This window comes from Streptococcus sp. Marseille-Q6379 (genome assembly GCF_965119505.1).
Window position 1 is genome coordinate 75,925 of record NZ_CBCPLV010000002.1, and the last position, 24,508, is coordinate 100,432.

General features: G+C 38.6%; 20 protein-coding genes. 16 read left to right on the plus strand and 4 right to left on the minus strand.

From position 1 onward, the window contains the following. Positions 1–10 precede the first annotated feature (10 nt). Positions 11–1,063: a galactofuranosyltransferase gene (locus ACWPVZ_RS07115; RefSeq protein WP_454381588.1), complete on the plus strand. Its 1,053-nt coding sequence runs from the start codon at positions 11–13 to the stop codon at positions 1,061–1,063. 36 nt (positions 1,064–1,099) lie between these two features. Here ACWPVZ_RS07115 and ACWPVZ_RS07120 read toward each other — a convergent pair whose 3' ends face one another. Then, entirely contained in the window at positions 1,100–2,119 is a 1,020-nt protein-coding gene (locus ACWPVZ_RS07120; protein WP_454381590.1) for a phosphodiester glycosidase family protein, read from the minus strand. 145 nt (positions 2,120–2,264) lie between these two features. Between ACWPVZ_RS07120 and ACWPVZ_RS07125 the strand changes: the two genes are divergently transcribed. The 10 genes from ACWPVZ_RS07125 (at position 2,265) to ACWPVZ_RS07170 (ending at position 11,270) form a co-directional block, all read left to right on the plus strand. Next, complete coding sequence (locus tag ACWPVZ_RS07125; RefSeq protein WP_454381592.1) at positions 2,265–3,086, plus strand: Cof-type HAD-IIB family hydrolase; 822 nt, start codon at positions 2,265–2,267, stop codon at positions 3,084–3,086. A gap of 17 nt (positions 3,087–3,103) precedes the next feature. Beyond that, the gene (locus ACWPVZ_RS07130) at positions 3,104–3,706 is read left to right on the plus strand and encodes a histidine phosphatase family protein (protein WP_454381594.1); all 603 of its coding nucleotides are present in this window, start codon (positions 3,104–3,106) and stop codon (positions 3,704–3,706) included. After that, a complete protein-coding gene (locus ACWPVZ_RS07135; RefSeq protein WP_002890907.1) occupies positions 3,703–4,311 on the plus strand; it encodes a histidine phosphatase family protein in 609 nt (202 codons plus the stop codon). Before ACWPVZ_RS07130 ends, ACWPVZ_RS07135 begins: the two co-directional genes overlap by 4 nt. Then, positions 4,308–4,904, plus strand: coding sequence for a histidine phosphatase family protein (locus ACWPVZ_RS07140; RefSeq protein ID WP_454381596.1), 597 nt, complete (start codon positions 4,308–4,310; stop codon positions 4,902–4,904). Before ACWPVZ_RS07135 ends, ACWPVZ_RS07140 begins: the two co-directional genes overlap by 4 nt. Positions 4,905–4,981: 77 nt before the next feature. Next, entirely contained in the window at positions 4,982–6,118 is a 1,137-nt protein-coding gene (locus ACWPVZ_RS07145) for an AI-2E family transporter (protein ID WP_175064805.1), read from the plus strand. A 123-nt stretch (positions 6,119–6,241) separates the two neighbouring features. Then, positions 6,242–7,678 carry a glycoside hydrolase family 1 protein gene (locus ACWPVZ_RS07150; RefSeq protein WP_454381598.1) on the plus strand — a complete coding sequence of 479 codons (1,437 nt, stop codon included), beginning with the start codon at positions 6,242–6,244 and terminating at the stop codon, positions 7,676–7,678. A gap of 246 nt (positions 7,679–7,924) precedes the next feature. Next, positions 7,925–8,203 (plus strand): phasin family protein, encoded by a 279-nt coding sequence (locus ACWPVZ_RS07155; protein WP_013990645.1) that lies wholly within the window; start codon positions 7,925–7,927, stop codon positions 8,201–8,203. A 17-nt stretch (positions 8,204–8,220) separates the two neighbouring features. Further along, on the plus strand, positions 8,221–9,798 hold the full coding sequence (locus ACWPVZ_RS07160) for an ABC1 kinase family protein (RefSeq protein ID WP_454381601.1): 1,578 nt from the start codon (positions 8,221–8,223) through the stop codon (positions 9,796–9,798). 3 nt (positions 9,799–9,801) lie between these two features. After that, positions 9,802–10,422 carry an SGNH/GDSL hydrolase family protein gene (locus tag ACWPVZ_RS07165; protein WP_454381603.1) on the plus strand — a complete coding sequence of 207 codons (621 nt, stop codon included), beginning with the start codon at positions 9,802–9,804 and terminating at the stop codon, positions 10,420–10,422. Then, the gene (locus ACWPVZ_RS07170) at positions 10,419–11,270 is read left to right on the plus strand and encodes a patatin-like phospholipase family protein (RefSeq protein ID WP_454381605.1); all 852 of its coding nucleotides are present in this window, start codon (positions 10,419–10,421) and stop codon (positions 11,268–11,270) included. The genes ACWPVZ_RS07165 and ACWPVZ_RS07170 overlap by 4 nt, the downstream gene beginning before the upstream one ends. Positions 11,271–11,296: 26 nt before the next feature. Here ACWPVZ_RS07170 and ACWPVZ_RS07175 read toward each other — a convergent pair whose 3' ends face one another. The 3 genes from ACWPVZ_RS07175 to ACWPVZ_RS07185 all read right to left on the minus strand — a co-directional run bounded on the left by ACWPVZ_RS07175 (position 11,297) and on the right by ACWPVZ_RS07185 (position 15,599). Then, positions 11,297–12,637, minus strand: a complete 1,341-nt coding sequence (locus ACWPVZ_RS07175) for a D-alanyl-D-alanine carboxypeptidase family protein (RefSeq protein WP_454381607.1) — start codon at positions 12,635–12,637, stop codon at positions 11,297–11,299. 190 nt (positions 12,638–12,827) lie between these two features. After that, entirely contained in the window at positions 12,828–14,174 is a 1,347-nt protein-coding gene (locus tag ACWPVZ_RS07180) for a DUF1958 domain-containing protein (protein WP_454381609.1), read from the minus strand. Positions 14,175–14,402: 228 nt separating this feature from the next. After that, positions 14,403–15,599: a cation diffusion facilitator family transporter gene (locus ACWPVZ_RS07185; RefSeq protein WP_454381611.1), complete on the minus strand. Its 1,197-nt coding sequence runs from the start codon at positions 15,597–15,599 to the stop codon at positions 14,403–14,405. A 213-nt stretch (positions 15,600–15,812) separates the two neighbouring features. Between ACWPVZ_RS07185 and ACWPVZ_RS07190 the strand changes: the two genes are divergently transcribed. From ACWPVZ_RS07190 to ACWPVZ_RS07210, 5 genes are all read left to right on the plus strand, one after another. Continuing rightward, positions 15,813–16,466, plus strand: a complete 654-nt coding sequence (locus tag ACWPVZ_RS07190; protein WP_454381613.1) for a uracil-DNA glycosylase — start codon at positions 15,813–15,815, stop codon at positions 16,464–16,466. Positions 16,467–16,485: 19 nt separating this feature from the next. Further along, a complete protein-coding gene (locus tag ACWPVZ_RS07195) occupies positions 16,486–17,754 on the plus strand; it encodes a dihydroorotase (protein ID WP_454381615.1) in 1,269 nt (422 codons plus the stop codon). 75 nt (positions 17,755–17,829) lie between these two features. Continuing rightward, positions 17,830–19,773: a DUF2207 family protein gene (locus ACWPVZ_RS07200; RefSeq protein ID WP_454381617.1), complete on the plus strand. Its 1,944-nt coding sequence runs from the start codon at positions 17,830–17,832 to the stop codon at positions 19,771–19,773. A 298-nt stretch (positions 19,774–20,071) separates the two neighbouring features. After that, a complete protein-coding gene (cas3, locus tag ACWPVZ_RS07205) occupies positions 20,072–22,852 on the plus strand; it encodes a CRISPR-associated helicase Cas3' (RefSeq protein WP_454381619.1) in 2,781 nt (926 codons plus the stop codon). Next, the gene (locus ACWPVZ_RS07210; protein WP_454381621.1) at positions 22,839–24,506 is read left to right on the plus strand and encodes a type I-E CRISPR-associated protein Cse1/CasA; all 1,668 of its coding nucleotides are present in this window, start codon (positions 22,839–22,841) and stop codon (positions 24,504–24,506) included. The genes cas3 and ACWPVZ_RS07210 overlap by 14 nt, the downstream gene beginning before the upstream one ends. The last annotated feature ends 2 nt before the right edge of the window (positions 24,507–24,508 follow it).

Genomic DNA, 24,508 nt, shown 5'->3' on the forward strand with positions numbered 1-24,508 from the left:
GAAATAAGAGATGAAATACTATTTAAAAGAAGAATTTTTACACGATAACAATGTTAAAAATGCCGGTAATAAGGCACGGAATGATGTTGAAGAAATTGTAAAGAGAGAAGGTTATCAAGCCTTGGTTCTTTCAGTTGATAATTGGTACGAGATGAGTACACTTAAAGCACAGCTTCATAAATCTAAGGCTTTTGATCAGGCCTTAAATGAACTAAAGCAAGGTGATGAGTTACTTATCCAGTTCCCAATGCTTCATCATAGCTTTTTCACAACACATCATGTAAAGAAAGCACAGAAAAAAGGCGTAAAAGTTAATTTTATTATCCACGATTTAGAAGCTCTTCGTTATATCAATGTTGAGAATTTCCCATTGAAGCATAAGGTTCGCATTCAAATTCAAGAATCAGGTCTTCTTGGTGCTGCTGATGGTATCATTGCCCACAATCCAATTATGAAATCTGTTTTAGTGGATAAAGGGGTTGCAGAAGATAAGATTGTCAGTCTTGGTATTTTTGACTATTTGATTCCAAATTTCCAAGAGAAGACAGGTTTCACGAAGAATCAGCCAATTATTGTAGCTGGTAACTTGGCACAAGAAAAAGCTGGTTATCTTTACTCTCTTCCTGCAGAACCTGCTTATAACCTTTATGGTGTCGGCTTCGACGAAAGCAGAGCTCTTGAGAATGAGAACTACTTTGGTTCCTTCCTACCTGATGAGCTTCCTGCAGCTCTTGAGGGTGGTTTTGGGCTTGTCTGGGATGGCGACAGTGCTGAGACATGTAGTGGTGTTTTCGGCGAGTACCTTCGCTATAACAACTCTCACAAGGCGTCACTTTACTTGGCCTCAGGATTCCCGCTTGTCGTTTGGAAACAGTCAGCCTTATCTCATTTTGTGCTTGAGAACGGCTGTGGAATTGCAGTAGAGTCACTTCATGAATTGAAGGCGACAATTGACAATCTTTCAGATACTGATTACCAAGATTTGGTTGAAAACACCAAGCGTATCGGTAAAGGTATTCGTGATGGTCACTACCTACTTACTGCATTGAACAATTTAAAATAAGATAAAAAATCCTCATTTTAGTGAGGATTTTTTGCATTATTTGGAGACTTCAAACTGGTATTGGGTTCCTGGAACTTTTCCATTTGAATAGATTGCTTCAATATAGTCGTCATAAGTGATTGACTTGGATTTACCTACTTTTACGAGCTCTGGATCACGCCATATATTTGGATCAGCAGCATTAGTATCACGCTTGGTGAGGTAGAGGTACTCAATATAGGTTCTATTGTCGACAAAGGCACCAGCAACCTTTTCCTTACCATTATCAGATCGCGTGTACATACGAGTCGTTCCACCACCATCTAGTAGGAAGGCAAGACGAATATTACAGTAGCCTATATTTTTTAAAAGCTTATAGACGTCTTCGTGATTCAAGCCCTTATTAAGGGAGTTGTGGCCATAGGTTTGGATAATACGGATAATACCATCATAGGTCTCTACGTAAATGGAACGAGCATTTGGTTGGTCAGGATCACCTTTTTCCCAGGTTTTATCTACTTTTTTATCTTTAATGAGAATACCAAAGGCACCTGTATCCCAACCGTTGCTTCCCATGTGGGTAAACATTTTAGCTGTGTCGATATTTGGATAGGTTCCGGCAGTGATATTATTTTGATCATCTCCATATAGAAGGCCTGTTTTGCCCAATTCGATTTCTTTTTGAGCGAAAGGACGATCTAGCCCTTCGTAAGACCAAAAACCAGAGTTAATAAGAGCAAGAGCTTCTCGTCGCTTAGCTTCGTACTTAATACTTTGCTCTGTGAGTTCAGGATTATTATCTTCGGTTCTTCCTTTTTGTAGGACATACTTTCCGTCCTTCTTGAAGGAGAGAATCTGCATGTCTACATTTTTAATATTGCCTTTTTCAAGTAAGACAGATTGATCTAAGAGCTCTTTATTCTTTATGGTGAAGTTCAATCCATCCTTATTTGATGGCATGGAAAGCTTCTTAATATCTCGATTGTTGAAATAGATGGTGAGGTAGAGCAGTCCACCAACTATGGCACCTATCATTAGAAGAGAAAATAGTATTCTTAAAATATTCTTCAATTTCATACTATAATTATAAACAATCTAGGCTTACAAAACAATCCTAAGACCATTAAATATCCAAGAATAGTATCAGTTTTTCCTAGTATGGTACTGGTAAGCGTTTTCCAAAAGGGTTATAATAGGGATAAGTTAGTCAAGGAGGTGCTTTATGACCATTAAGGTGATTGCATCAGATATGGATGGAACATTTTTAGACGATAAAGGGAGCTATGATAAGGAGCGTTTTAGTCAGATTTTGGATGCCATGGCTGCGTGTGATATGCACTTTGTTGTTGCATCAGGTAATAGTATGAGTCGCCTTAAACCGATGTTTGCGGAGACTTTTGACCGCCTGCATTTTGTCGCCGAAAATGGTGGTCAGGTGGTTAGCTATGGCAAGCTTCTGTGTCAGGAGTTTATGGCATCAAATGATGTTGAAAACTTGCTAAGCTATTTTAATTATGATTTGTTAGATAAACCGACTATATTTAATGGGTCCAAATCTGCTTATATGCTATCAGGAACGAAACTACATTTCGGTAAAGAGATGATAACAGAAGAAGAGCAAGCCGCTATGGAAGCATCCATTCAACGTTTGAATAGGTTGGAGGATTTAGAGGATGATTTCATCAAAATTACCATGTTGCTGAGTCCTGAAGAGGCTAATCAGGTTTCGCAAGCCTTTAATCGTGATTTTGATGGTAATCTTGTCGCTGTTCCAAGCGGTTTTGGTGCTATTGACTTCATTCAAAAAGGCATGCACAAGGCTTGGGGACTTAAGCAGCTTCTTAACCATTGGAACTTGAATGAGGCAAATGTTATGGCTTTTGGTGATGGTGACAATGATATTGAGCTCCTGCGTATGGCTAGTCATTCTTATGCGATGGAAAATGCCAGCCCTGCTCTTTTGCAAGTGGCAGACCAAGTAGCACCGCATCATAAGGATCAAGGTGTCTTGACTATCTTAGAAGATTATTTAGGTTTATATTAAAAAAGGGTGTTAAAGTAATGAAATTATATTTAATGCGACATGGTGAGACATTATTTAATACACAAAAGCGTGTTCAGGGATGGTGTGACTCTCCCCTAACTGAAAATGGAATCTGTCAGGCAGAACAAGCTAAGCAGTACTTTGCAAAGAAAGGTATTTCTTTTGATGCTGTCTATTCATCTACGCAAGAGAGAGCAACTGACACAGCAAAGATTGTGGCGCCTGAGTACACTGTAATCCAGCTCAAGGGAATAAAAGAAATGAATTTTGGGTCTTTTGAAGCTCAACCAGAGCATCTCCTACCCAAACATCGTCCAGGTTCACGATCCTTTGAAGATCTCTTGGTCCCATACGGTGGCGAAGATATTCGCAAGGTTGGACAGAGAGTTTTAAAGACTGTTTTAGAAAAAGCAGAAGAACACACTAAAGATGGTGCTGAGAATCTACTATTTGTCAGTCATGGGGCGGCTTTATGGGGATTAATCATTACCATGGACTTAGCCTTTCCTGAAGGAGTACGTTTTGGGAATTGTAATATTTGTGTTTATGATTATAACCAAGGACAAATGGAGCTTCTTCAGGTGATTGATCCGATTTCTGGTTTAGAGGTAACATTATGAAAGAATTTTATTTAATGAGGCATGGGCAAACACGATTTAATGTTCAGCATAGGCTTCAGGGGGTCTGCGATGCCCCTTTGACGGAAGTCGGGATTGAACAGGCTAAAAAGGCTGGTCAGTATCTAGCCAAGCAAGAGCCAATTTTTGATCATGTCTTTACGTCAACCTCTGAGAGAGCTAGCGATACTTTAGAAATTGTGACTGGACGAACAGATTATGAAAGACTTAAAGGTCTTAAAGGACAGGATTTTGGTGCTTTTGAAGGGCAGCCAGAGTATCTTACTCCTAAAACCTTACCTGATGGACAAGGCTTTGGTGATTACTTTGTTCAATTTGGTGGCGAGAGTACGAGCCAGGTCCGGGATCGTATGGAGTTGACGATTAGGGCCATCATGGAGAGTGTGGCCGATGGTTCTAAGTCCTTGCTGGTTAGTCATGGTCCATCTATTTTGCAATTCTGTAGACGTGTTTTAGATCCTGTTCCAGATATTCGTGGTCTTAAAAATTGTTGTATTTTACACTTTACTTATGACCAAGGTCAATTTGATCTGGTCTCAGTTTATAATCCAGTAGAAGAAGAGTATATCTATGGAGGTGAAGTATGACACGATTCTATTTAATGCGACATGGACAAACACTTTTTAACACACTCAATCGAATTCAAGGTTGGTGTGATTCCCCTTTGACTGAAAAAGGTCAGGAACAAGCTCGTCAGGTGCGTGCCTATTTTGAAAAACATGGTTTGACTTTTGATCAGTATTATTGCACGACTACTGAAAGAGCTTCTGATACGCTTGAATTGGCTACTGGGCGTACTGATTATAAACGTGTTAAGGGACTTAAAGAGATGCATTTTGGTATTTTTGAAGGTCAGCCAGAGTATCTTCATCCTAAAATTCAAATTCAGGGGCATTTCGGTGACCATTATGCTCAGTTTGGTGGGGAAAGTCAAGATCAGTTTGTAGAACGAGTGGTAAACGGTGCAAGAGAGATAGTGGATAAACATCCTAACCAATCTATTTTGGCTGTCAGTCACGCAGGAGCCTTGATGACTTTTCTTCATGCTGTGGAGCCGGAGCGTGCCTTTCAGTCTTGTCCAGGCAATTGCGCCATCTTAGTCTTTGATTACGATGGATCGAACTTTCACTTTGTCAAACTGATTGATCCTTTAACGGATCAAGAGTTGGTGGAATTTTAGTGGCTTTCATGATCAAAGATAGTAAGAACCCCTTTCTTAGTGTATAATGGAAGGGTATTTTAAATTATGGAGTGCCTATGAAATTTACAAAAAATCAGTTCATTTGGTTGGCTGTCCTCTTTTTCAGCTGTTTCTTGATCTATACTTACTGGGAAACAGTTGTTTCAATTTGTAACACCATTTACGTTGCTAGTCAGCCCTTCCTGGTTGGAGCAGGGATTGCCTTTGTGGTCAATATCCTGATGTCTTTTTATGAGAAGCTGCTGGTCAAGTTTATTCCATTTGGTTTTATTACTAAGATTAAGCGTCCGATTGCTTTACTTGCAGCATTGGGAACCATTGGTTTGGTCTTTACTTGGGTCGTGTTCACTGTTCTTCCTGATTTGATTGACAGTATCAACACCTTAATTAGTCAAGACCGCTCAGCTATTAATAACTTGATTAATTGGTTGCTTAAAAACAAATCCTTGCAAAAAATTATTCAAGATTTTGGTGGTGTGACACAGGTTAGAGAGCTAATCAATAGCTATAGTGCTCAGTTGCTTCAACAAATCATGAATGGTTTGACCAGTTTCTTGACTTCTTTAACGAGTCTGCCATCAACCTTGATTAATCTTTTTATCAGTATTGTCTTTTCTTGTTATGTCTTAGCTGGAAAAGAGAAACTTGGAAATCAGGTCAATCGTTTGGTAGACGTCTATTTAGGACGTTATGGTAAGACTTTCCACTATGTAGTTGCTATTCTCAATAATCGATTTCGTAATTTCTTCGTCTATCAGTCGCTTGAGGCTTGTATTTTGGGGACCTTGTGTTATATTGGGATGAGTATCTTTAATTTCCCTTACGCCGCGACTATCTCTATCTTGATTGGTTTTTCAGCAATGATTCCAGTTGTGGGGGCTTATATTGGTGTGACGATTGGTACCATCTTGATTATGACGCACTCTGTGACCTTGGCGCTTTTGTTTGTTGCCTACGTGGTTATTTTGCAGCAGTTTGAAGGGAATCTCATCTATCCTTATGTGGTCGGTGGATCTACCGGACTTCCTGGTATTTGGGTTATCTTCGCAATCACCATAGGTTCTGCCTTGGGTGGTATCTTGGGTATGTTGGTTTCTGTGCCAGTAGCCGCAACCCTATATCAGATTGTTAAAGATAATGTTGTTAGGCGAGAAGAAGCCAAAGCAGCAAATGCTCTTGAAAGTAATGACTAATTCAAACAGACTTCGGTCTGTTTTTTTCGTGTTATAGTATCAGATTTCAATAAGATAGTATATGTGTAATCGTTTTCTAAGTGTTATACTATTAGTATATTGAACAATGCAAGGAGATAAAAGATGACATATACATTTCCAAAAGATTTTCTCTGGGGTGGTGCAACAGCTGCCAACCAGTTTGAGGGTGCTTACAACCTAGATGGCAAAGGCTTGTCCGTACAGGATGTAACGCCAAAAGGCGGTGTTCCCTTTGAACCCGGGGCCTTGAATCCTTTGATTACTGACCAACCAACACCAGATAATCTAAAACTAGAAGGTATAGATTTCTATCACCGTTATAAAGAAGACATAGCACTTTTTGCAGAGATGGGGTTTAAGGTCTTCCGCATGTCAATTGCATGGACTCGTATCTTTCCAAATGGTGATGATACCGAGCCAAATGAAGCAGGTCTAGCCTTCTACGATAAGGTTTTTGATGAATTGGCCAAGTATGGCATCGAACCGCTTGTAACCTTGTCCCATTATGAAACACCACTCAACTTGGCGCGTGAGTACAATGGATGGACTAATCGTAAATTAATTGGTTTTTATGAGAATTATGTTCGTACAGTCTTCACACGTTATAAAGATAAGGTCAAATATTGGTTGACCTTTAATGAAGTGAACTCTGTTTTACACGCACCGTTCATGTCAGGTGGGATTGCAACTCCGATGGAAGAGCTCTCTAAACAGGATCTTTACCAAGCAGTTCACCATGAGTTAGTCGCTTCGGCTTCAGCAACCAAGATCGGTCATGAAATCAACCCTGACTTTAAGATTGGTTGTATGGTTCTTGCCATGCCAGCTTATGGAATGACAGCTAATCCTTTGGATCAGTTGGCTGTTCACGAGTTTGAAAATCAAAACTATCTCTTCTCAGATATCCATGCGCGTGGGAAATATCCAAACTATATTCAACGCTATTTCAAAGAGAATGGTATTGAAATACAATTTTCTCCAGGTGATGAAGAAATCTTGAAGAATACCGTTGATTTTATTTCATTCTCATATTATATGTCTGTGGCAACAGCACACAATCCGCAAGACTATAAGGTTGGAAAAGGCAACATCTTAGGTGGTGTAGAAAATCCCTACCTTGAAAAATCTGAATGGGGTTGGGCTATTGATCCAATCGGTCTTCGACTAGTTTTGAATGACTTTTATGATCGATATCAGTTGCCATTGTTTATCGTCGAAAATGGTCTAGGTGCCAAGGATGTTCTCGTTGATGGCCCAGATGGTCCAACAGTTGAAGATGATTATCGTATTGATTACCTTCAAAAACACTTGATTCAAGTTGGCGAAGCCCTTCAAGATGGTGTAGAACTTTGGGGCTATACGACTTGGGGGCCAATTGATTTGGTATCAGCTTCAACGGCTGAACTCAGTAAACGTTATGGCTTTATCTACGTTGATCGTAATGATGATGGTAGTGGTAGCTTGGCTCGTTATAAGAAAAAATCATTTGTTTGGTGTAAGTCTGTTATCGAAAGTAATGGTGAAGCCCTTTACAAATAGAATATGGCTAAGAATCTCAAAAATATTCGAGATTCTTTTTTAGTATTAACGTACAACTTTGATATATCAGGATTACTGTTGTCATGAGTAAAAAGAGAGTATTTTAATACACAATAACTTTGTTTATGTTATTCCACATATTTTCTGAAAAAGTGGTAGAATAAAAGCGTGAAAGCGTTCTTATATTTTCCAAAGAAGTAGCGAGTCTATCTCTTTGCTTTTCCTACTTAGATGGAGGTAACGATAATGAATGATTTGAAAAAAGTTCTCTTAGCTGGAATCGGGTTGACTGCTATGACAGTTGATAAGGCCGATAGCTTTGTCAAAGAGTTGGTTGAAAAGGGGCGTTTGACTGTTGAAGAAGGTAAGGAACTGGAACAAGAGCTCAAACGTCAAAGTAAGGAAGAAGCTCAAGAATTTTTAGCGAAACTTGATGCTAAGAAATCTTCAGTTGAGTATGCGACTAAGGATGATGTGAAACGTCTTGAAGAAAAACTTGACGCTTTGCTCAGTCAAAATAAATAAAATGTAAGGAGTCTAAAATGGCTAGTAAACGATTGAGACATGTGTTGAAGGTTTTCTCGTCAGTTGGTCTCCTTTCTTATCGTGAAAAGCATCTTCCTCAAGACCAACAGACAACACCTGTCAAGCTACGCCAAGCCTTTGAGCAATTAGGACCTAGTTTTGTTAAAATTGGTCAAATCCTATCCACGCGCTCTGATCTTTTGCCAGAAAACTATATCAAAGAATTATCAAAGCTCCAGAGCTCAGTTCCTCCCTTGAATAAAGAGGAAGTCATGACTGCCATTAGGCGAGAATTACCTAATGAGCTTTCTGACAGTTTCCTTGATTTTTCGGAAGAGCCCTTAGCTTCTGGTTCTGTCGCTCAGACCCATAGAGCTAGATTATTGTTTGGTCAGGAAGTGATTGTAAAAATCCAGAGACCTGGTATTGATGAGGTTGTTAAGGAAGATATTCAACTTCTCATTAAGCTTGCACGGCATATACCAAAGCATTTTATCCCCATGGTCGATGTTCAGGAGGTTTTGGAAAATCTGCGTGAAACCTTAATTAAGGAGCTAGATTTCAGGAATGAAGCAGAGGCCATGAAGTGCTTTAAGGCCAATAACAGGGCTGTTGCTTGTCTAGGTGTCCCCGAGGTCTATGATACCTTCACGACACCTCACCTCATAGTTGAAGAGTATATCAATGGGATTCCGCTTAATCACTACAGCCAACTGGCTGAAGCTGGTTATGATTTGGAAGATGTGGGCAAGAAGCTTATGCTGTCATTTATCAAGCAAGTCTTCAAAGATGGCTATTTTCATGGTGACCCCCATCCTGGAAATCTGTTGGTACGTGATGGCAAGATTTATTTCATTGATTTTGGAATTATGGGTGAGTTGGAAGTGGGGATGCGTGCGTCCTTAAATGACATCCTGTACAGTTTTACCGCACAAGATGTTGATGGTATGACCAAGGCCATCTTGTCCGTTACACAATTTGATAATGGTCTTAATCGTGCAGTCCTAAGTCAAGATGTAGAGCAAATGTTAGGTCGTTATTCTGGTATTGACTTGGGAAGTCTCTCTATAACAGATTTGCTGCAGGATTTGATGGCTATTTTCCAGAAAAATCATCTTAAAGCCTCCTCTCAAATTACCATTTTGGAGAAGGCTTCGCTTCAAATTGAGGGGATTTTCCGAGAGTTAGCGCCAAATATGGATCTTATGACCCTTGCCAAGGATTACTTCCTAGAAAATATGGGACCTGATATGCTTAAGCAGGCCCTGAATAAAGAGAGTATCTTGATTGAACTCTTTTATCTGATTCGCAATGGGAAGAACATTCCACGTCGTCTACATCAGCTCTTGGAGCAAATTTTAAACGGACGAATTGTGGTGAACCATGATTTTATTAACTTTTCGGGTCGAATTAAAGTTTTTGAGAAAGTATTAAATAATCTGGTTTTAGCCTTATTGACATTGGGATTTCTACTTTCCGGTGCCCTTTTGGCTAATAAATCAGGTTTTGAAAATCTTGCCTGGCTATTTCTTGGACTTGGAACTTTTCTAGCTTTAATCACAGTAGTGCGTATAATATTTAAGAAAAAAGGATAAAGTATGATTGAAACAACTAGGCCTGAGCTTGTGGCCTATCAAGAAGAGCGTTTAGCCAAATTTGTAAATGAAAATCAAAAGTTAGACAAAGGCCAAATCGTTTTTGCAGGGGACTCCATCACGGAGTTTTTTGCATTGAAAAAATATTTGGGTCGAGAGTTTCCCCTTGTTAACCGTGGGATTGCAGGAACAGACTCGGTTTGGCTTTTAGAACACCTTAAAGAGCAGGTCTTAGATTTGGAACCAAGTAAATTGGTGCTCTTGATTGGCATTAACGACATCGGAAGAAGTTACCCTATTCGAGATATTGTCACTCGTATTTCCGATATTATCATGACAGTTCGTCAGGAATCCCTCTTTACTGAGGTCTATTTGCTGAGTGTCTTTCCAGTTAGTGAAGAATCACAGTATGCTTCTAAGGTTAAGATTCGAAATAATACGACTGTACGTGAGCTAAATCAACAATTAGCTGTCCTCCCCGGTGTGACCTATGTCGATCTTTTTGATTACCTTACTGACGACATGGGACAGTTAAATGACAACTATACAACGGATGGTTTGCACTTGAGTCCACAAGGTTATCAAGTCCTTGCGGAACCAATCATAAAGGAGATTTTAGAATGAAAGTTGGCTTAGTCCTCGAAGGCGGGGGGATGCGTGGCTTATATACGGCTGGTGTGTTAGATGCCTTTTTAGAAGCTGGAATTAAGGTGAATGGCGTTGTTTCAGTATCGGCTGGAGCACTTTTTGGTGTTAATTACCTTTCTAACCAGCCTCAAAGAGCCCTTCGCTACAACAAGCGTTTTATGGGAGACCGTCGCTATATGAGTTTCTGGTCATGGCTGACAACAGGTAACTTCGTTAATAAGGAATTCTCCTATTATAAGGTTCCCATGGAGTTGGACGTTTTTGATCAGGAGGCCTTTGCTGATTCAGGTGTTCCCTTCTATGTGGTCACTACAGATATTGAGACCGGAAAACCAGACTATATCAAGATTGACCATGTCTTTGAGCAAATGGAAGCCCTTCGTGCAAGTTCTGCCCTACCTCTGGTTTCTGAAATTGTCGAGTACAAGGGTAAACGCTACATGGATGGTGGTCTGTCTGATAGTCTCCCTATTGATTTTATGGAAAATTTGCGCTTTGACAAACTGATTGTAGTTCTGACACGTCCTAAAGGCTACCGTAAACAGCCATCTAAAACGAGTAAGCGAATCTACAAGCTCTTTTATCGTAAGTATCCTGAATTTGTCCAAGTGGCTTCAAATCGCCACATCCACTACAATAAGAGTATTGAAAAGATAGAGGCTTTGGAAAAAACTGGAAATCTTTATGCTATCCGTCCAGAACACGCACTTGAAGTTAGTCGTTTGGAGAAGGATCCTGAAAAGTTTGAAGCCATTTATCAAGAAGGATTGGATCAAATGCGTAATGATATGTCTAATCTCAAAACATTTCTTGGAGACAACTAAAAACGTGCTCGGTTGAGCACGTTCTTTTAGTTATTCATTTGTCGAGCTTGACGGCGTTCTTTGGTTTTTTGACGACGCTTTTTCTCATTGATAAGAATCAAGTAGATCACGTAAAGTGGTAATAGGAGGAAGCAGAACAGGGCAAAGTGTTTCATAAAGTTATGCTTATTACTTGTTTGTTTGTCCTTCTGACCGCCTGAAAAGAGGAAGAAGCCAGTTACAGTTGCCTTGACAGTACTTGCTTTAATCTTAGGTGAGACTGTTTTTAAGCCATTATCTACAAGGACATAATCATCTTTGACACTGATCTTAGGTTCTTGTCCTTTTTTGACTGTAGCATAAACATCCTTTTGGACATCGTATTTTTTACCACCAATCTTTTGTTTACCCTTGCTTAGGACCTTCTTGTAGGAATAGTCTTTAAACATCTTCTCAATGAGGGAGTTACCGAAAGCATGGCGAATTTTTTCACTACTTTCATCTTCCCAATTTCCAACACCGAGGATGACCGAAATGACACGCTGATTGCCACGTTTACATGTAGAGATGTAGTTGTAATCTCCTCGTGGACTTGAGCCTGTTTTTAAGCCATCAATACCTTTGAGGCCGTAATCAGCACCAGGTAGGGAGTAGTTGTAATTTTCAAAGGTTTCCTCGTATGGTGTTCCTTTTTTGACAGTTACTGTCTGTTGGCTAGTGTATTTAAGGATTTCAGGGTGATGTTTGATAAGGTTATAGGCCATGATAGACAAATCACGGGCTGTCGTCTGGTTAGAATGGTTATTGTCATAACGTTTAGGTGTGTAGTACCCTTTGTAGGATGCTGCACCAGCTCCAGAGGCATTGTACCATTTGGTATTTGTCATTCCGAGCTCTTTAGACTTTTCGTTCATGCGATCAATCCATTTGTCAGGATCGTTGTCACTGAGATAGTTGGCAAGCATGACTGTAGCAACATTCGAAGATGGCACAGCTGTCATAGTGATCAGTTCCGAAACCGTGTATTTAACTCCAGAAACAATCTTGTTATTTGAAATTTCGTAGATATTAGCAATAGCCTCATCAGTAGGCTTGGCTGTAATCACGGTGTCTTCTTTGATTTCCCCTTTTGATAGTGCATCAAAAACCAAGTAGAGGGACATGGCCTTACTCATGGAAGCAGGGTCGCGGACTTCATCGATATTATCTTGCCAAAGGATATCACCAGTATTGGCATCAATCAAAAGTGATGACTTAGGTCTGTATGTCTCGGTGGCTTCCTTGTAGCCCGCTTTTTGTGCAATATCTACGAGTTGGTCAGCAGACGACAGACTGGGAGCTAAAGCCATACTAGCTACCAGGAAGAGTCCAAATAATTTCTTTTTCACAAATAATCTCCTTAGTAACAGCGTTTAGACGCTCTTTTAAAAGGCATCCTTTAATCTATTTTTGTTATATGTCTCCTAATAAAATGTCATATCCTACCATTATAGCATAGTTTTTGGTGATTTTATCATTATTCTTAGGGTGATCTCCTTTAATAGGGGATAAAAAAACGTGTCATGGACACGCTTTCTTTTATTTATTGATTTGTCTTGCTTGACGACGTTCTTTAACTTTTTGACGACGTCCTTTTTCATTAAGGTAAATCAAGTAGAGGAGTCCAACTGGGACAAGACATAGCAACCAGAAATAAACTGGGAGTTGGCTTTTATCTGTTGTTTTAGTAGCCTTTTTATCTTTCTGGTTACTTCCAAAATCGAACCATCCCTTAACTTTAGTTGCCCTAACAGAAGTAGCTTTGATATTAGGTGACACTGTCTTCAGACCATTATCAATGACAATGTGATCATCTTTAACAGAGATTTTAGGGTCTTTACCTTTTTTAACGGTGGCATAGACGTCTTTTTCGACATTGTATTTTTTACCGTCGATTTCTTGTTCACCCTTGCTAAGAACTTTCTTGTAAGAGAAGTCTTTGTACATCTTCTCAACGAGAGCATTACCAAAGGTATGACGAATCTCTTCACCTGTTTGGTCAGACCAATCACCAGAACCCATGATGACAGCAATCATACGTTGATCACCACGCTTGATGGTATCAATATAGTTGAAAGCACCTTCTGGGCTAGATCCTGTCTTCAACCCATCAACCCCATCAATTCCGTATTTGGCACCTGGAATAGAGTAGTTGTAAGTCTCGAAGGTTTCCTCGTAAGGTGTTCCCTTTTTAACAGTGACAACAGGTTTGCTAGTGTACTTGAGAATGTCAGGGTATTTCTTGATGAAGTTATAGGTCATGATAGCCAAATCACGCGCAGTTGTTTGGTTGGTTTGGTTGTTATCATAACGTTGAGGACTGTAGTAACCTTTGAAGGCAACAGCAACGGCACCAGAAGCGTTGAACCATTTGGTATTGGTCATCCCTAGCTCTTTAGATTTCTCATTCATCATGTCTAGCCATTTATCAGGATCATTATTGGTCAAGTAGTTGGCTAGCATCACGGTTGTAACGTTAGAGGAAGGCACCGCTGTCATAGTGATGAGTTCTGAAACGGTATAATCAACACCCGCAACAATCTTGTTGTTGGAAATTTCGTAAATATCGGCAATAGCTTGGTCGGTTGGAGTAGCTGTAATAACAGTATCTTCAGAAATCTCTCCTTTAGACATAGCTTCAAAGACCAAATAAAGTGTCATGGCCTTAGACATAGAAGCTGGGTCACGCACCTCATCAGCATTTTCTTCCCAGAGGACATCTCCGGTATTTCCATCGATTAAGAGGGTTGATTTTGGGCGATAGGCCTCAGTGGCTTCAGTATAACCAGCAGCGCGTGTGATATCCATCAATTCGTCTGCACTAGACAAACTCGGTGCTAGGGCTAGACAAGCTGCTAAAAGGACGGCAACAATTTTCTTTTTCACAATGTGTCTCCTTTAATATCTATGGGGTTCTGTAGCTGGCAGAACCTATTTTTATCTATTAATATCATTTGCCAGTCAAAACCCTAAATTCGGTAGTGACAAACATCTTCATTATAACATATAAAAGTTAGAGTTTTCCTAACATTTAGTATTTTAATGTAATTTTTAGAATCGATTGAATGTTACACAAAACTATTTGAAAGCAGAAAAAACGAGCTTGCTTGCTCGTTACTTTTCATCTTTTATCCTTGTGACTTGGTGGTAAATCATGAACCAGGTTTCATTTCGACGCCAGATACTAGTGTGGAAATTTCCTTCCAACTCATAACTAATTAATTTCGTTTTTTGACTAACAGATGTCATCTTGAAGCTGTCAAAATTATTGAGAAGTGGTTGGTGATTGGCAATGACTTCTTCACGATTGTGGTGGTGACCATTTTCATCGATTAAGTAGAAGTCTGGTGCTAAGAGATTTTCATAGTCAGGAATTTTTGACAGAATAATCTTTTCATTGCGAGAGAGTTTGTGAAGGACATTGCCATAAATTTCATCTTCGGGAATAGCAGCTGGTTCTACATGGACATCAGTGTCATAGACAGAGAAACGCTTGCTGAGAACCTCTTCAATTTGTTCAGTAATGGCATGACTCTCGTAAACAGAGAGGTCAGGATTCATTTCAACCACAATATCAAGATAGACGTTGCTACCATAAGAACGGCCACGCTGCTTCTTAACCTTAGTGACTTTTGGAATCTCAAGAATCGCTTTCTCATAGGCTTTGAGGTTTCTCTCATCGAAACCGTCTGACAAACTAAAGGTTGCTGACATGAAGATATCATAGGCTGTCTTTAGAATGAAGGAGGTAATGATAATGGCTGTAATATAGTCAATAATCGTGAGGTTGAAGGATGCTGCAACAATGGCGATTGACGTTCCAATAGAAGTTACGGCATCGGAGAGATTATCCTTAGCGGCCGCAATCAAAGCGCTAGATTTCAGCTTTTTGGCAAGTCCTTTATTGTAAAAGTAAACGCCACACATGACGATAGCAGAAAGAACTCCGACGGTTGCACCAAGGGGATCGACTACAGTTTCCTCTCTTAGAAAAATCTTTTGGATTGTTTGAATTAGGACTTGGAAGCCTACCACGAACATGATAAAGGAAGTGACTAGGCTTGATAAGTCTTCAATCTTCCAATGACCAAACCTATGATCTGCATCAGCAGGTTGACTAGCTAGGTGCAATCCAATGAGTAGGGCCACGTTCCCTAAAATATCTGACAAGTTATTGAAACCATCGGCAATCAAAGAGCTAGAATTTAAAAAGTGTCCAGCTAGAAGTTTTGCAATGGTAAGAAGAAGGTAGGCAGCGATGCTGACAATGGGACCTCGTCTGGCTGCTCTTAAATTTTCATACGTAGTCATAGGATTACCTTTTCTGTTAAAATACAAGTTTAAATTATAGCATAAAACTATAACGAGTTAAAGGTTGTAAGCCTTTTAAACTTGTGGAGTAATGTATTTTTAAAACTTGATAGGAAATGCTTCGTAATCATGGTGTTTTTTCAGTATTTTCCGAATATTCCCTACAAATTATGGTATAATTTAGGGTGTAAAACAGTCTAAAAAGAGGTTTTTATGGAACATTTGACATGGCACAAGCTTCTGAAAGAGGAGTTGCCTGACCATTATTTTTCAAAGATAAATCAGTTTATGGACCAGGTTTATAGCCAGGGGACGGTTTATCCGCCACGTGACAAGGTTTTTAATGCATTGTTGGAGACTCCGTTTGAAGAAGTGCGGGTGGTAATCCTTGGTCAGGACCCTTATCATGGGCCTCATCAAGCACAGGGACTTTCCTTCTCGGTACCTGATAGCCTTCCAGCTCCCCCGTCTTTGAAAAATATTCTCAAGGAATTAGAGGAAGATTTAGGTCCTAGATCCTTTCATGATTTAACGTCATGGGCAAAGCAAGGGGTGCTTTTGCTTAATGCCTGTCTAACAGTTCCAGCAGGTCAAGCAAATGGGCATGCTGGTCAGGTTTGGGAACCTTTTACAGATGCTGTGATTAAGGTTCTCAATCAAAAGGATACTCCTGTTGTCTTTATACTTTGGGGTGGCTATGCTCGTAAGAAGAAGGCACTAGTGACTAATTCTAAACATGCCATTATTGAGAGTGCCCATCCGAGTCCCCTGTCGGCCTATCGTGGTTTTTTTGGCAGCAAGCCATTTTCAAAAGCCAATGCCTACCTTGTATCTCAGGGCCAATCCCCAATTGATTGGTTGAAGTAAAATAGAAAGTTGGAAGATTATGTTACTGATTAAAAATGGTCGTGTTGTAGACCCTAAGTCTGGTTTGGATACGCAAGCTGATGTTCTTGTTGATGGTAAAAAAGTCGTTAAGATTGCTGAAAATATCGAAGCTGGAGATGCTCAAGTCATTGATGCGACTGGTCTTGTGGTTGCTCCTGGCTTGGTGGATATCCATGTTCACTTCCGTGAGCCAGGTCAAACTCATAAGGAAGACATTCATACTGGTGCCTTGGCAGCGGCTGCGGGTGGTTTTACAACAGTTGTAATGATGGCTAACACTAATCCAACGATTTCAGATAAGGAAACCTTGGAGGAGGTCTTGACTTCGGCAGCTAAGGAAAATATCCATGTTAAGTCTGTTGCGACTATTACTAAGAATTTTGATGGTGAAAACATCACTGATTTCAAGGGTTTGCTTGAAGCCGGTGCTGTCGGATTCTCAGATGATGGTATTCCATTGACCAATGCTGGTATTGTCAAAAAAGCCATGGAGCTAGCTAAGGAGAATAATACCTTTATCAGCCTTCACGAGGAGGATCCTGATCTAAATGGTATTCTCGGTTTCAATGAAAATATTGCTAAAAAAGAATTCCATATTTGTGGGGCAACAGGTGTAGCTGAGTACAGTATGATTGCGCGTGATGTCATGATTTCTTATGATACACAAGCCCATGTTCATATTCAACACTTGTCAAAAGCTGAATCTGTAAAAGTGGTTGAATTTGCTCAAAAACTTGGAGCACAAGTTACAGCCGAAGTGGCACCACAACATTTCTCTAAGACAGAAGACCTCTTGCTCTCAAAAGGTGCTAATGCCAAGATGAACCCACCACTTCGTTTGGAATCTGACCGTCAGGCCGTCATCGAAGGGTTGAAATCTGGAGTCATCTCAGTCATTGCCACAGACCACGCGCCACACCATGCCGATGAAAAGAATGTCGATGATGTGACTAAAGCACCATCAGGAATGACTGGTCTTGAAACATCTCTATCTCTTGGATTGACCTACTTGGTTGAAGCAGGACACTTAAGCTTGACGGAACTCTTGAAAGTAATGACTAGCAACCCATCTGATCTTTATGGCTTCGATGCTGGTTATTTGGCTGAAAATGGACCAGCTGACCTTGTGATTTTTGCAGACAAGGAACAACGTCAGGTCACAGCAGACTTTAAGTCTAAAGCAGCCAATTCACCATTTGTAGGCGAAGAGCTTACTGGAAGTGTTAAATACACTATCTGTGACGGTGAGATTGTTTATCAAGCCTAAATAGCAGATCAGAGCAGGGCACATCGAGACACTTGGTGTTGCACCTGCTTTTTTAGTCCTTAAAGGAGCAAAATGATGAAAAAGATACTGAAAGGTCTTGTTAAATACCTTGCTTTAACTGTTTTGTTAGCCTGTTTTCTGCCACTTTCTTTGCAACACGTTCAAGCTGACGAGGATGAGGTAGAGTATAGTCTACCTTCCTATGTTGGTCACCTTTCTATACATGATGATGGTAATGCGACGTTTACTCAGGAAGTGACTTATGATTTTGATAGTGACTATAAAGGTCAGTATGTAACCTTGGGGAAAGTTGGTGGTTATTCTATTATGGATGATCCCAAGGTTTCAGCAACCGTAAATGGGAAAGAAAAAACAGATATTACAGTTGAAAAAACAGACTCTTATGATGGTGTTAAACTCAAAGTTTATAATTCAGGTTCAGATGGTGATAGGGTTGTCCTCAAAGTTACTTGGCAAATCCAACAGTTGTTGAATCTATATTCAGATATTGCAGTTTTAAATTGGTTTCCAATCTCTGATTGGGATAAAGGATTTGGACAGGTTGATTTCACAGTTGATGGTCTAGATGCAAGTCAAGGAGAGCTTTACGCCCACACGGGCTATTTTGGAAAAGACCCACAGGTTAAACGTACTGCTACAGGTTATCAGGTTCATGTAGACAATTTACCATCATCAGGTAAATTGGAATTACATGCCTACTGGCCGATGACCAGTACTTTACGGGAAAATAATCAGGCTTATTTATTACATAAGACAAATGAGGCAGAGTTTCTAAAAAAAGAAAGAGATATCAAAAAGTCTAAAGAAAACTACCGACGCATTTTTTATGTCATTTTGCCACTTGTAATTTTAAGCTTTGTTCTTATTGGTATTTTCTGTTACCTTATTGTTCTTTATAGCACTAGAACGCCTTCTTTCCCTCGCAATGCACGTCTTTATGAAGCCCCTCAAGATTTAGCACCTTTGGTCTTAGCTAAGAATGTTTATAATCAGTCTTTCGATAAAACAGGGCTAAAAGAAGAAACGGGTCCTTTGAAGTTCAAATATATGGTGCAAGCTACCATCCTCGATTTGATTGATAGAGGTTATCTCACTTTTAGGCGAGAAGGTGATAGTAATATTCTGACACGTATTGAAAAGGAAGGTCTCTCTTCGTTTGAAGTATCATTCTTAGATATGTTGTTTGATGGTCGCATGGAAATTAGAGATAGTGAAATGTTCTCGCGCTATTATCTTGATAAAGATGCTCTAGAAAAACAATTCAAGAGTGCTAGAACAAGCTATGAGCGAGAAACTATTCGATCTCAGGGAAAACGTGTCAAATATCAATTCTCTAATGACGGCTATCAAGTAGCCAAAGGCGTTGAAAAAGAGGAATTTGCGCTAGGACTTCCTAAAATTTATAGAGATTTTAGTGCGAAAGAAAAGACATTTAACATATTGGGAGTAGCAGCTTTGGCACTTTCAATGATGCTTTGTATACTTTCAACTTTGTTCTTATTTGGTGCATTTGGATCAGGAGTTGGTTTTTACTATATCCTCGGACTTCTACCTATAGCAGGACTTACCGTTTTATTCTGGTTCTTGGTGAAAAGACGTCGTCAGAGATGTCTTGATGAAACTCAAATTTCAACGTATTACCAGTGGCATAGCTTTAAAAATATGATTCAGAGTATTCCTAGCTTTAAAGAGTCAGAATTAGAATCTGTCATCCTATGGAATCGTATCTTGGTTTATGCGACACTCTATGGACAGGCGAAAAAAGTTAGTGATGTGCTAAAACGATACAACATCCACCTCAGTAATCCATCTCTAGATGAGTTTACTTATTCTGCAACACCATTTATTATGCTGAACAATGTCAATTATCTAGAATCTTATGTTTCTGCCTCAGATACCGTAAGTAGCTTTTCTATCAATTCAAATAGTGGTAGTGGCGGCTTTGGAGGCGGTGGCTTCTCTGGTGGTGGCGGAGGAGGCGGTGGTGGCGCCTTTTAAGACCTGAAAAACAATTACTTACCAAATGTATCGTATCGGCTTTTAATAACTATACTTTGTAGTTGAAGGTTGATACTTAAAAATATAAAATAACTAGACTCCCTTTATAGAGACAGTGACAATAACACATTATTTCACTAGAAACTATAAGGGGAGTTTTTTGGTGTTAAAAGTGATAGCTAGAAATGAATAAAGAGCTATTAAATGAAGTATTGGAAGCTCTTTCAATTATATATTGTTTATTTTTTGTGTTAGGTATAAAATATAGTGGTGATACAATGTTAAAGGGAATTTGTATATGAAACATATTAATGATAATTTTTGGGCTAAGAAAACAGAGGAAAATAGTAGACTTCTTTGGTTACCATTAACTCAACACTTAGAAGACACGAAAAATATTGCAGGCCTCTTATGGGAACATTGGTTAAGTGAAGGACAAAAGGTATTAATTGAAAATTCTATTAATGCTAAAGCAAATATTGAAAACCAAGGGAAAAGATTGGCACAATTCCTAGGGGCTGTTCATGATATCGGTAAAGCAACACCAGCTTTTCAGACGCAAAAAGGTTATGCAAATTCAGTAGATTTGGATATTCAATTGTTAGAAAAATTGGAACGCGCAGGTTTTTCTGGGATTAGTTCTCTCCAATTAGCCTCCCCTAAAAAGAGTCATCATAGCATTGCAGGTCAATATTTGTTATCCCATTATGGCGTGGACGAAGATATTGCAACAATTATTGGTGGACACCATGGACGACCAGTTGATGATTTAGACGGTTTAAATTCTCAAAAGAGCTATCCCTCCAATTATTACCAGGATGAAAAGAAAGATAGTCTCGTTTATCAGAAATGGAAGTCAACTCAAGAAGCTTTTTTAAACTGGGCTTTAACAGAAACAGGGTTTAATTCTGTGTCTCAGCTTCCAAAAATCAAACAGCCTGCTCAAGTTATTCTATCAGGTTTACTTATAATGTCTGACTGGATTGCTAGTAATGAGCATTTTTTTCCTTTGTTAAGTTTGGATGAAACTGATGTGAAAAGCAAGAGTCAACGTATTGAAACTGGGTTTAAAAAGTGGAAAAAATCTAACTTGTGGCAACCTGAAACTTTCGTTGACCTTGTTACTCTTTATCAGGAAAGATTTGGATTTAGTCCACGAAATTTTCAGCTGATACTCTCACAAACAATCGAAAAGACGACTAATCCTGGGATAGTGATACTGGAAGCGCCAATGGGACTCGGGAAAACAGAGGCGGCTCTAGCGGTATCAGAGCAGTTATCTAGTAAAAAAGGATGTAGTGGATTGTTTTTTGGATTGCCCACACAAGCAACCTCCAATGGAATTTTTAAGAGGATTGAACAGTGGACAGAGAATATAAAGGGTAACAATTCTGATCATTTTTCCATTCAGCTGGTTCATGGAAAAGCAGCCTTAAATACGGATTTTATCGAGCTACCTAAAGGAAATACAATTAATATGGACGACTCGGAAAACGGTAGTATTTTTGTCAATGAGTGGTTTTCTGGGAGAAAAACTTCAGCATTAGATGATTTTGTAGTTGGAACAGTCGACCAATTTTTAATGGTGGCTTTAAAACAAAAACATTTGGCTTTACGACATTTGGGGTTTAGTAAAAAAGTTATCGTTATTGATGAAGTTCACGCTTATGATGCCTATATGAGCCAATATTTGTTGGAAGCCATCAGATGGATGGGAGCTTATGGTGTTCCTGTAATTATTTTATCAGCAACGTTACCTGCCCAACAAAGAGAAAAACTCATAAAAAGCTATATGGCTGGAATGGGAGTGAAATGGCGAGATATTGAAAATACAGATCAGATAAAAATAGACGCCTATCCTTTAATCACTTATAATGATGGCCCTAACATTCATCAAGTTAAAACGTTCGAAAAGCAAGAACAAAATAATATCTACATTCATCGTTTACCAGAAGAACAGTTATTTGATATTGTAAAAGAAGCTCTTGATAATGGTGGAGTAGTGGGAATAATTGTCAATACGGTGAGAAAATCTCAAGAATTGGCAAGAAATTTTTCAGATATTTTTGGAGATGATATGGTAGATTTGCTTCATTCTAATTTCATAGCAACTGAAAGAATCCGAAAAGAAAAGGATTTACTGCAAGAAATTGGGAAAAAAGCAATGCGTCCACCAAAGAAAATCATTATTGGTACACAGGTGATTGAACAGTCGTTAGATATTGATTTTGATGTACTGATAAGCGACTTAGCGCCTATGGATTTACTTATTCAACGTATCGGACGACTACATCGTCACAAAATCAAACGTCCCCAAAAGCACGAAGTAGCAAGATTTTATGTTTTAGGAACATTTGAAGAGTTTGATTTTGATGAAGGAACGCGTTTGGTTTATGGGGACTACCTATTAGCTAGAACTCAATACTTTTTACCAGATAAAATACGACTTCCTGATGATATTTCACCGCTAGTCCAAAAGGTTTATAATTCAGACCTAACAATTACGTTTCCAAAGCCAGAATTTCATAAAAAATATTTGGATGCTAAGATAGAACATGATGATAAGATTAAAAATAAAGAAACAAAGGCAAAGTCATACCGTATTGCTAATCCTGTCTTAAAAAAATCGAGAGTTCGAACTAACAGTCTGATTGGTTGGTTAAAGAACCTCCATCCAAATGATAGTGAAGAAAAAGCATATGCTCAAGTTCGAGATATTGAAGATACAGTTGAAGTGATTGCTTTAAAAAAAATATCTGATGGGTATGGTTTGTTCATAGAAAATAAAGATATATCTCAGAATATTACTGATCCTATAATTGCAAAAAAGGTAGCACAAAATACTTTACGACTTCCGATGAGTTTATCCAAAGCCTATAATATTGATCAAACGATTAATGAGCTTGAAAGATATAACAATAGCCACTTAAGTCAATGGCGAAACTCATCATGGTTAAAGGGATCTCTTGGGATTATTTTTGATAAAAACAATGAGTTTATACTGAATGGATTTAAACTATTATATGATGAAAAATATGGTGTTACCATAGAAAGGTTGGATAAGAATGAGTCGGTTTAATTTACTTGATGAACCCTGGATTTCTGTTGTTTATGACGAGAAAGGATCCACAAAAGATGTTTCTTTACAGGATTTATTTACAAATGCTCATCAGTATAAAGAATTAGCAGGAGATACGAAAACACAAGATTTTGCGGTATTACGAGTATTGTTGGCTGTTTTGCATACAGTTTTTTCCCGATTTGATATAGATGGAAATGCTTATGAGTATCTTACTATTGATGAAGGATGGAATCAGCTTGAACCAGTGGATGAGATGGATATTGAGAATTATGAAGAAGCTCTTTATGAAACATGGGAAAAACTTTGGACTAATAAAAGATTTCCAAATATTGTTAATCAATACTTAGAAAAATGGCGAGATCGCTTTTACTTATTTGACCAAAAGTATCCATTTTTTCAGGTAACGAAAGAAGAGATTGCTGGAGATAAAATTAGCAAAGCTAAAGGAACTAGTATTTTGGGTAAAAATATAAATAGAATTATATCTGAGAGTGGAAATAAGATAGCTTTATTTTCCTCAAAAGATGAAGAAAATAAAAATACTCTAACTGCCGCAGAATTAGCTAGATGGCTAATCACATTTCAAGGGTATTCAGGAGTATCCGATAAGGTCATTTTTGGAAATGAAAAATATACACCTTCGAAAGGATGGCTATTTGATATTGGTGCTATTTATATTAAAGGTAACACTTTATTCGAAACGTTGTTACTAAATTATATTTCACCGTATAATGAATGTGGTAATGTAGAAAATATTCAGCGACCTTGCTGGGAACGTAAAAGTTCTGATATCATTAAAAGTTACCTTGATGAAAAAGATATTACCAATATAGCTAGTTTATATACTATTTGGAGTAAAGGAGTCTATATTGACCCAGACTTTAATTTAAATAAAGCTTTCTCTTTTGATATTGTGAAATTACCTGATATCAATCATAGGGATAATTTTTTGGAGCCAATGACACTTTGGAAGTATAATGTTTCGGGTAAAAATAGGGATAGCTATACACCAAAGAAACATCTTTTGAATCAGTCTTTATGGCGATCTTTTGGCTTGTTATCTATAAAAGATACTAGTCTTCAACATAGAAAACCAGGCGTTATCGAATGGCTTACAAATATTGATGATATAATAGGAAATCGACTATCAAATATTGTTGCAATTAGTATGCAGGACGATGGAAACCCTCAATCAAGGCTTCCAACGGATGAGGTTATTGACTCAATTTTTATCAATGATTTGGTTTTAACGGATTTAGACGAGGGTGGTTGGGTTCCTCGTATCAATGAAATAGTAGAAGAAACAAAAATAATTATTTCTAGAACATATAAAACGTATATTAATGATATAAAGGAAATTCGAAATATCTCTAATGGTAGTTATACTCAACAGATGGTTGAAAGTCTATATTTCAAAATCGACCAACCTTTCCGACAATGGTTAGCTAGCATTCAACCAGAAGATGATAAAGATTCTAAGATACAAGAATGGAGAGATTTACTGAAGAAAATAGTTAAAGCTGAAGCAGAAGTTATTTTACATCAAGGGGGTACGAGAGACTATCTTGGTATCCAAAAAGATGGGCGAATTAAGAATATTGCAACTGCCTATAATTCGTTTGATTATTGGCTTCGTCAACAGTTAAAATAGGA

What these genes read in the sequence shown, in the direction of transcription:
- ACWPVZ_RS07115 (WP_454381588.1), top strand. Translation starts at nt 11, where the DNA reads ATGAAATACTATTTAAAAGAAGAATTTTTACACGATAACAATGTTAAA.
- ACWPVZ_RS07120 (WP_454381590.1), bottom strand. Translation starts at nt 2,119, where the DNA reads ATGAAATTGAAGAATATTTTAAGAATACTATTTTCTCTTCTAATGATA.
- ACWPVZ_RS07125 (WP_454381592.1), top strand. Translation starts at nt 2,265, where the DNA reads ATGACCATTAAGGTGATTGCATCAGATATGGATGGAACATTTTTAGAC.
- ACWPVZ_RS07130 (WP_454381594.1), top strand. Translation starts at nt 3,104, where the DNA reads ATGAAATTATATTTAATGCGACATGGTGAGACATTATTTAATACACAA.
- ACWPVZ_RS07135 (WP_002890907.1), top strand. Translation starts at nt 3,703, where the DNA reads ATGAAAGAATTTTATTTAATGAGGCATGGGCAAACACGATTTAATGTT.
- ACWPVZ_RS07140 (WP_454381596.1), top strand. Translation starts at nt 4,308, where the DNA reads ATGACACGATTCTATTTAATGCGACATGGACAAACACTTTTTAACACA.
- ACWPVZ_RS07145 (WP_175064805.1), top strand. Translation starts at nt 4,982, where the DNA reads ATGAAATTTACAAAAAATCAGTTCATTTGGTTGGCTGTCCTCTTTTTC.
- ACWPVZ_RS07150 (WP_454381598.1), top strand. Translation starts at nt 6,242, where the DNA reads ATGACATATACATTTCCAAAAGATTTTCTCTGGGGTGGTGCAACAGCT.
- ACWPVZ_RS07155 (WP_013990645.1), top strand. Translation starts at nt 7,925, where the DNA reads ATGAATGATTTGAAAAAAGTTCTCTTAGCTGGAATCGGGTTGACTGCT.
- ACWPVZ_RS07160 (WP_454381601.1), top strand. Translation starts at nt 8,221, where the DNA reads ATGGCTAGTAAACGATTGAGACATGTGTTGAAGGTTTTCTCGTCAGTT.
- ACWPVZ_RS07165 (WP_454381603.1), top strand. Translation starts at nt 9,802, where the DNA reads ATGATTGAAACAACTAGGCCTGAGCTTGTGGCCTATCAAGAAGAGCGT.
- ACWPVZ_RS07170 (WP_454381605.1), top strand. Translation starts at nt 10,419, where the DNA reads ATGAAAGTTGGCTTAGTCCTCGAAGGCGGGGGGATGCGTGGCTTATAT.
- ACWPVZ_RS07185 (WP_454381611.1), bottom strand. Translation starts at nt 15,599, where the DNA reads ATGACTACGTATGAAAATTTAAGAGCAGCCAGACGAGGTCCCATTGTC.
- ACWPVZ_RS07190 (WP_454381613.1), top strand. Translation starts at nt 15,813, where the DNA reads ATGGAACATTTGACATGGCACAAGCTTCTGAAAGAGGAGTTGCCTGAC.
- ACWPVZ_RS07195 (WP_454381615.1), top strand. Translation starts at nt 16,486, where the DNA reads ATGTTACTGATTAAAAATGGTCGTGTTGTAGACCCTAAGTCTGGTTTG.
- ACWPVZ_RS07200 (WP_454381617.1), top strand. Translation starts at nt 17,830, where the DNA reads ATGAAAAAGATACTGAAAGGTCTTGTTAAATACCTTGCTTTAACTGTT.
- cas3 (WP_454381619.1), top strand. Translation starts at nt 20,072, where the DNA reads ATGAAACATATTAATGATAATTTTTGGGCTAAGAAAACAGAGGAAAAT.
- ACWPVZ_RS07210 (WP_454381621.1), top strand. Translation starts at nt 22,839, where the DNA reads ATGAGTCGGTTTAATTTACTTGATGAACCCTGGATTTCTGTTGTTTAT.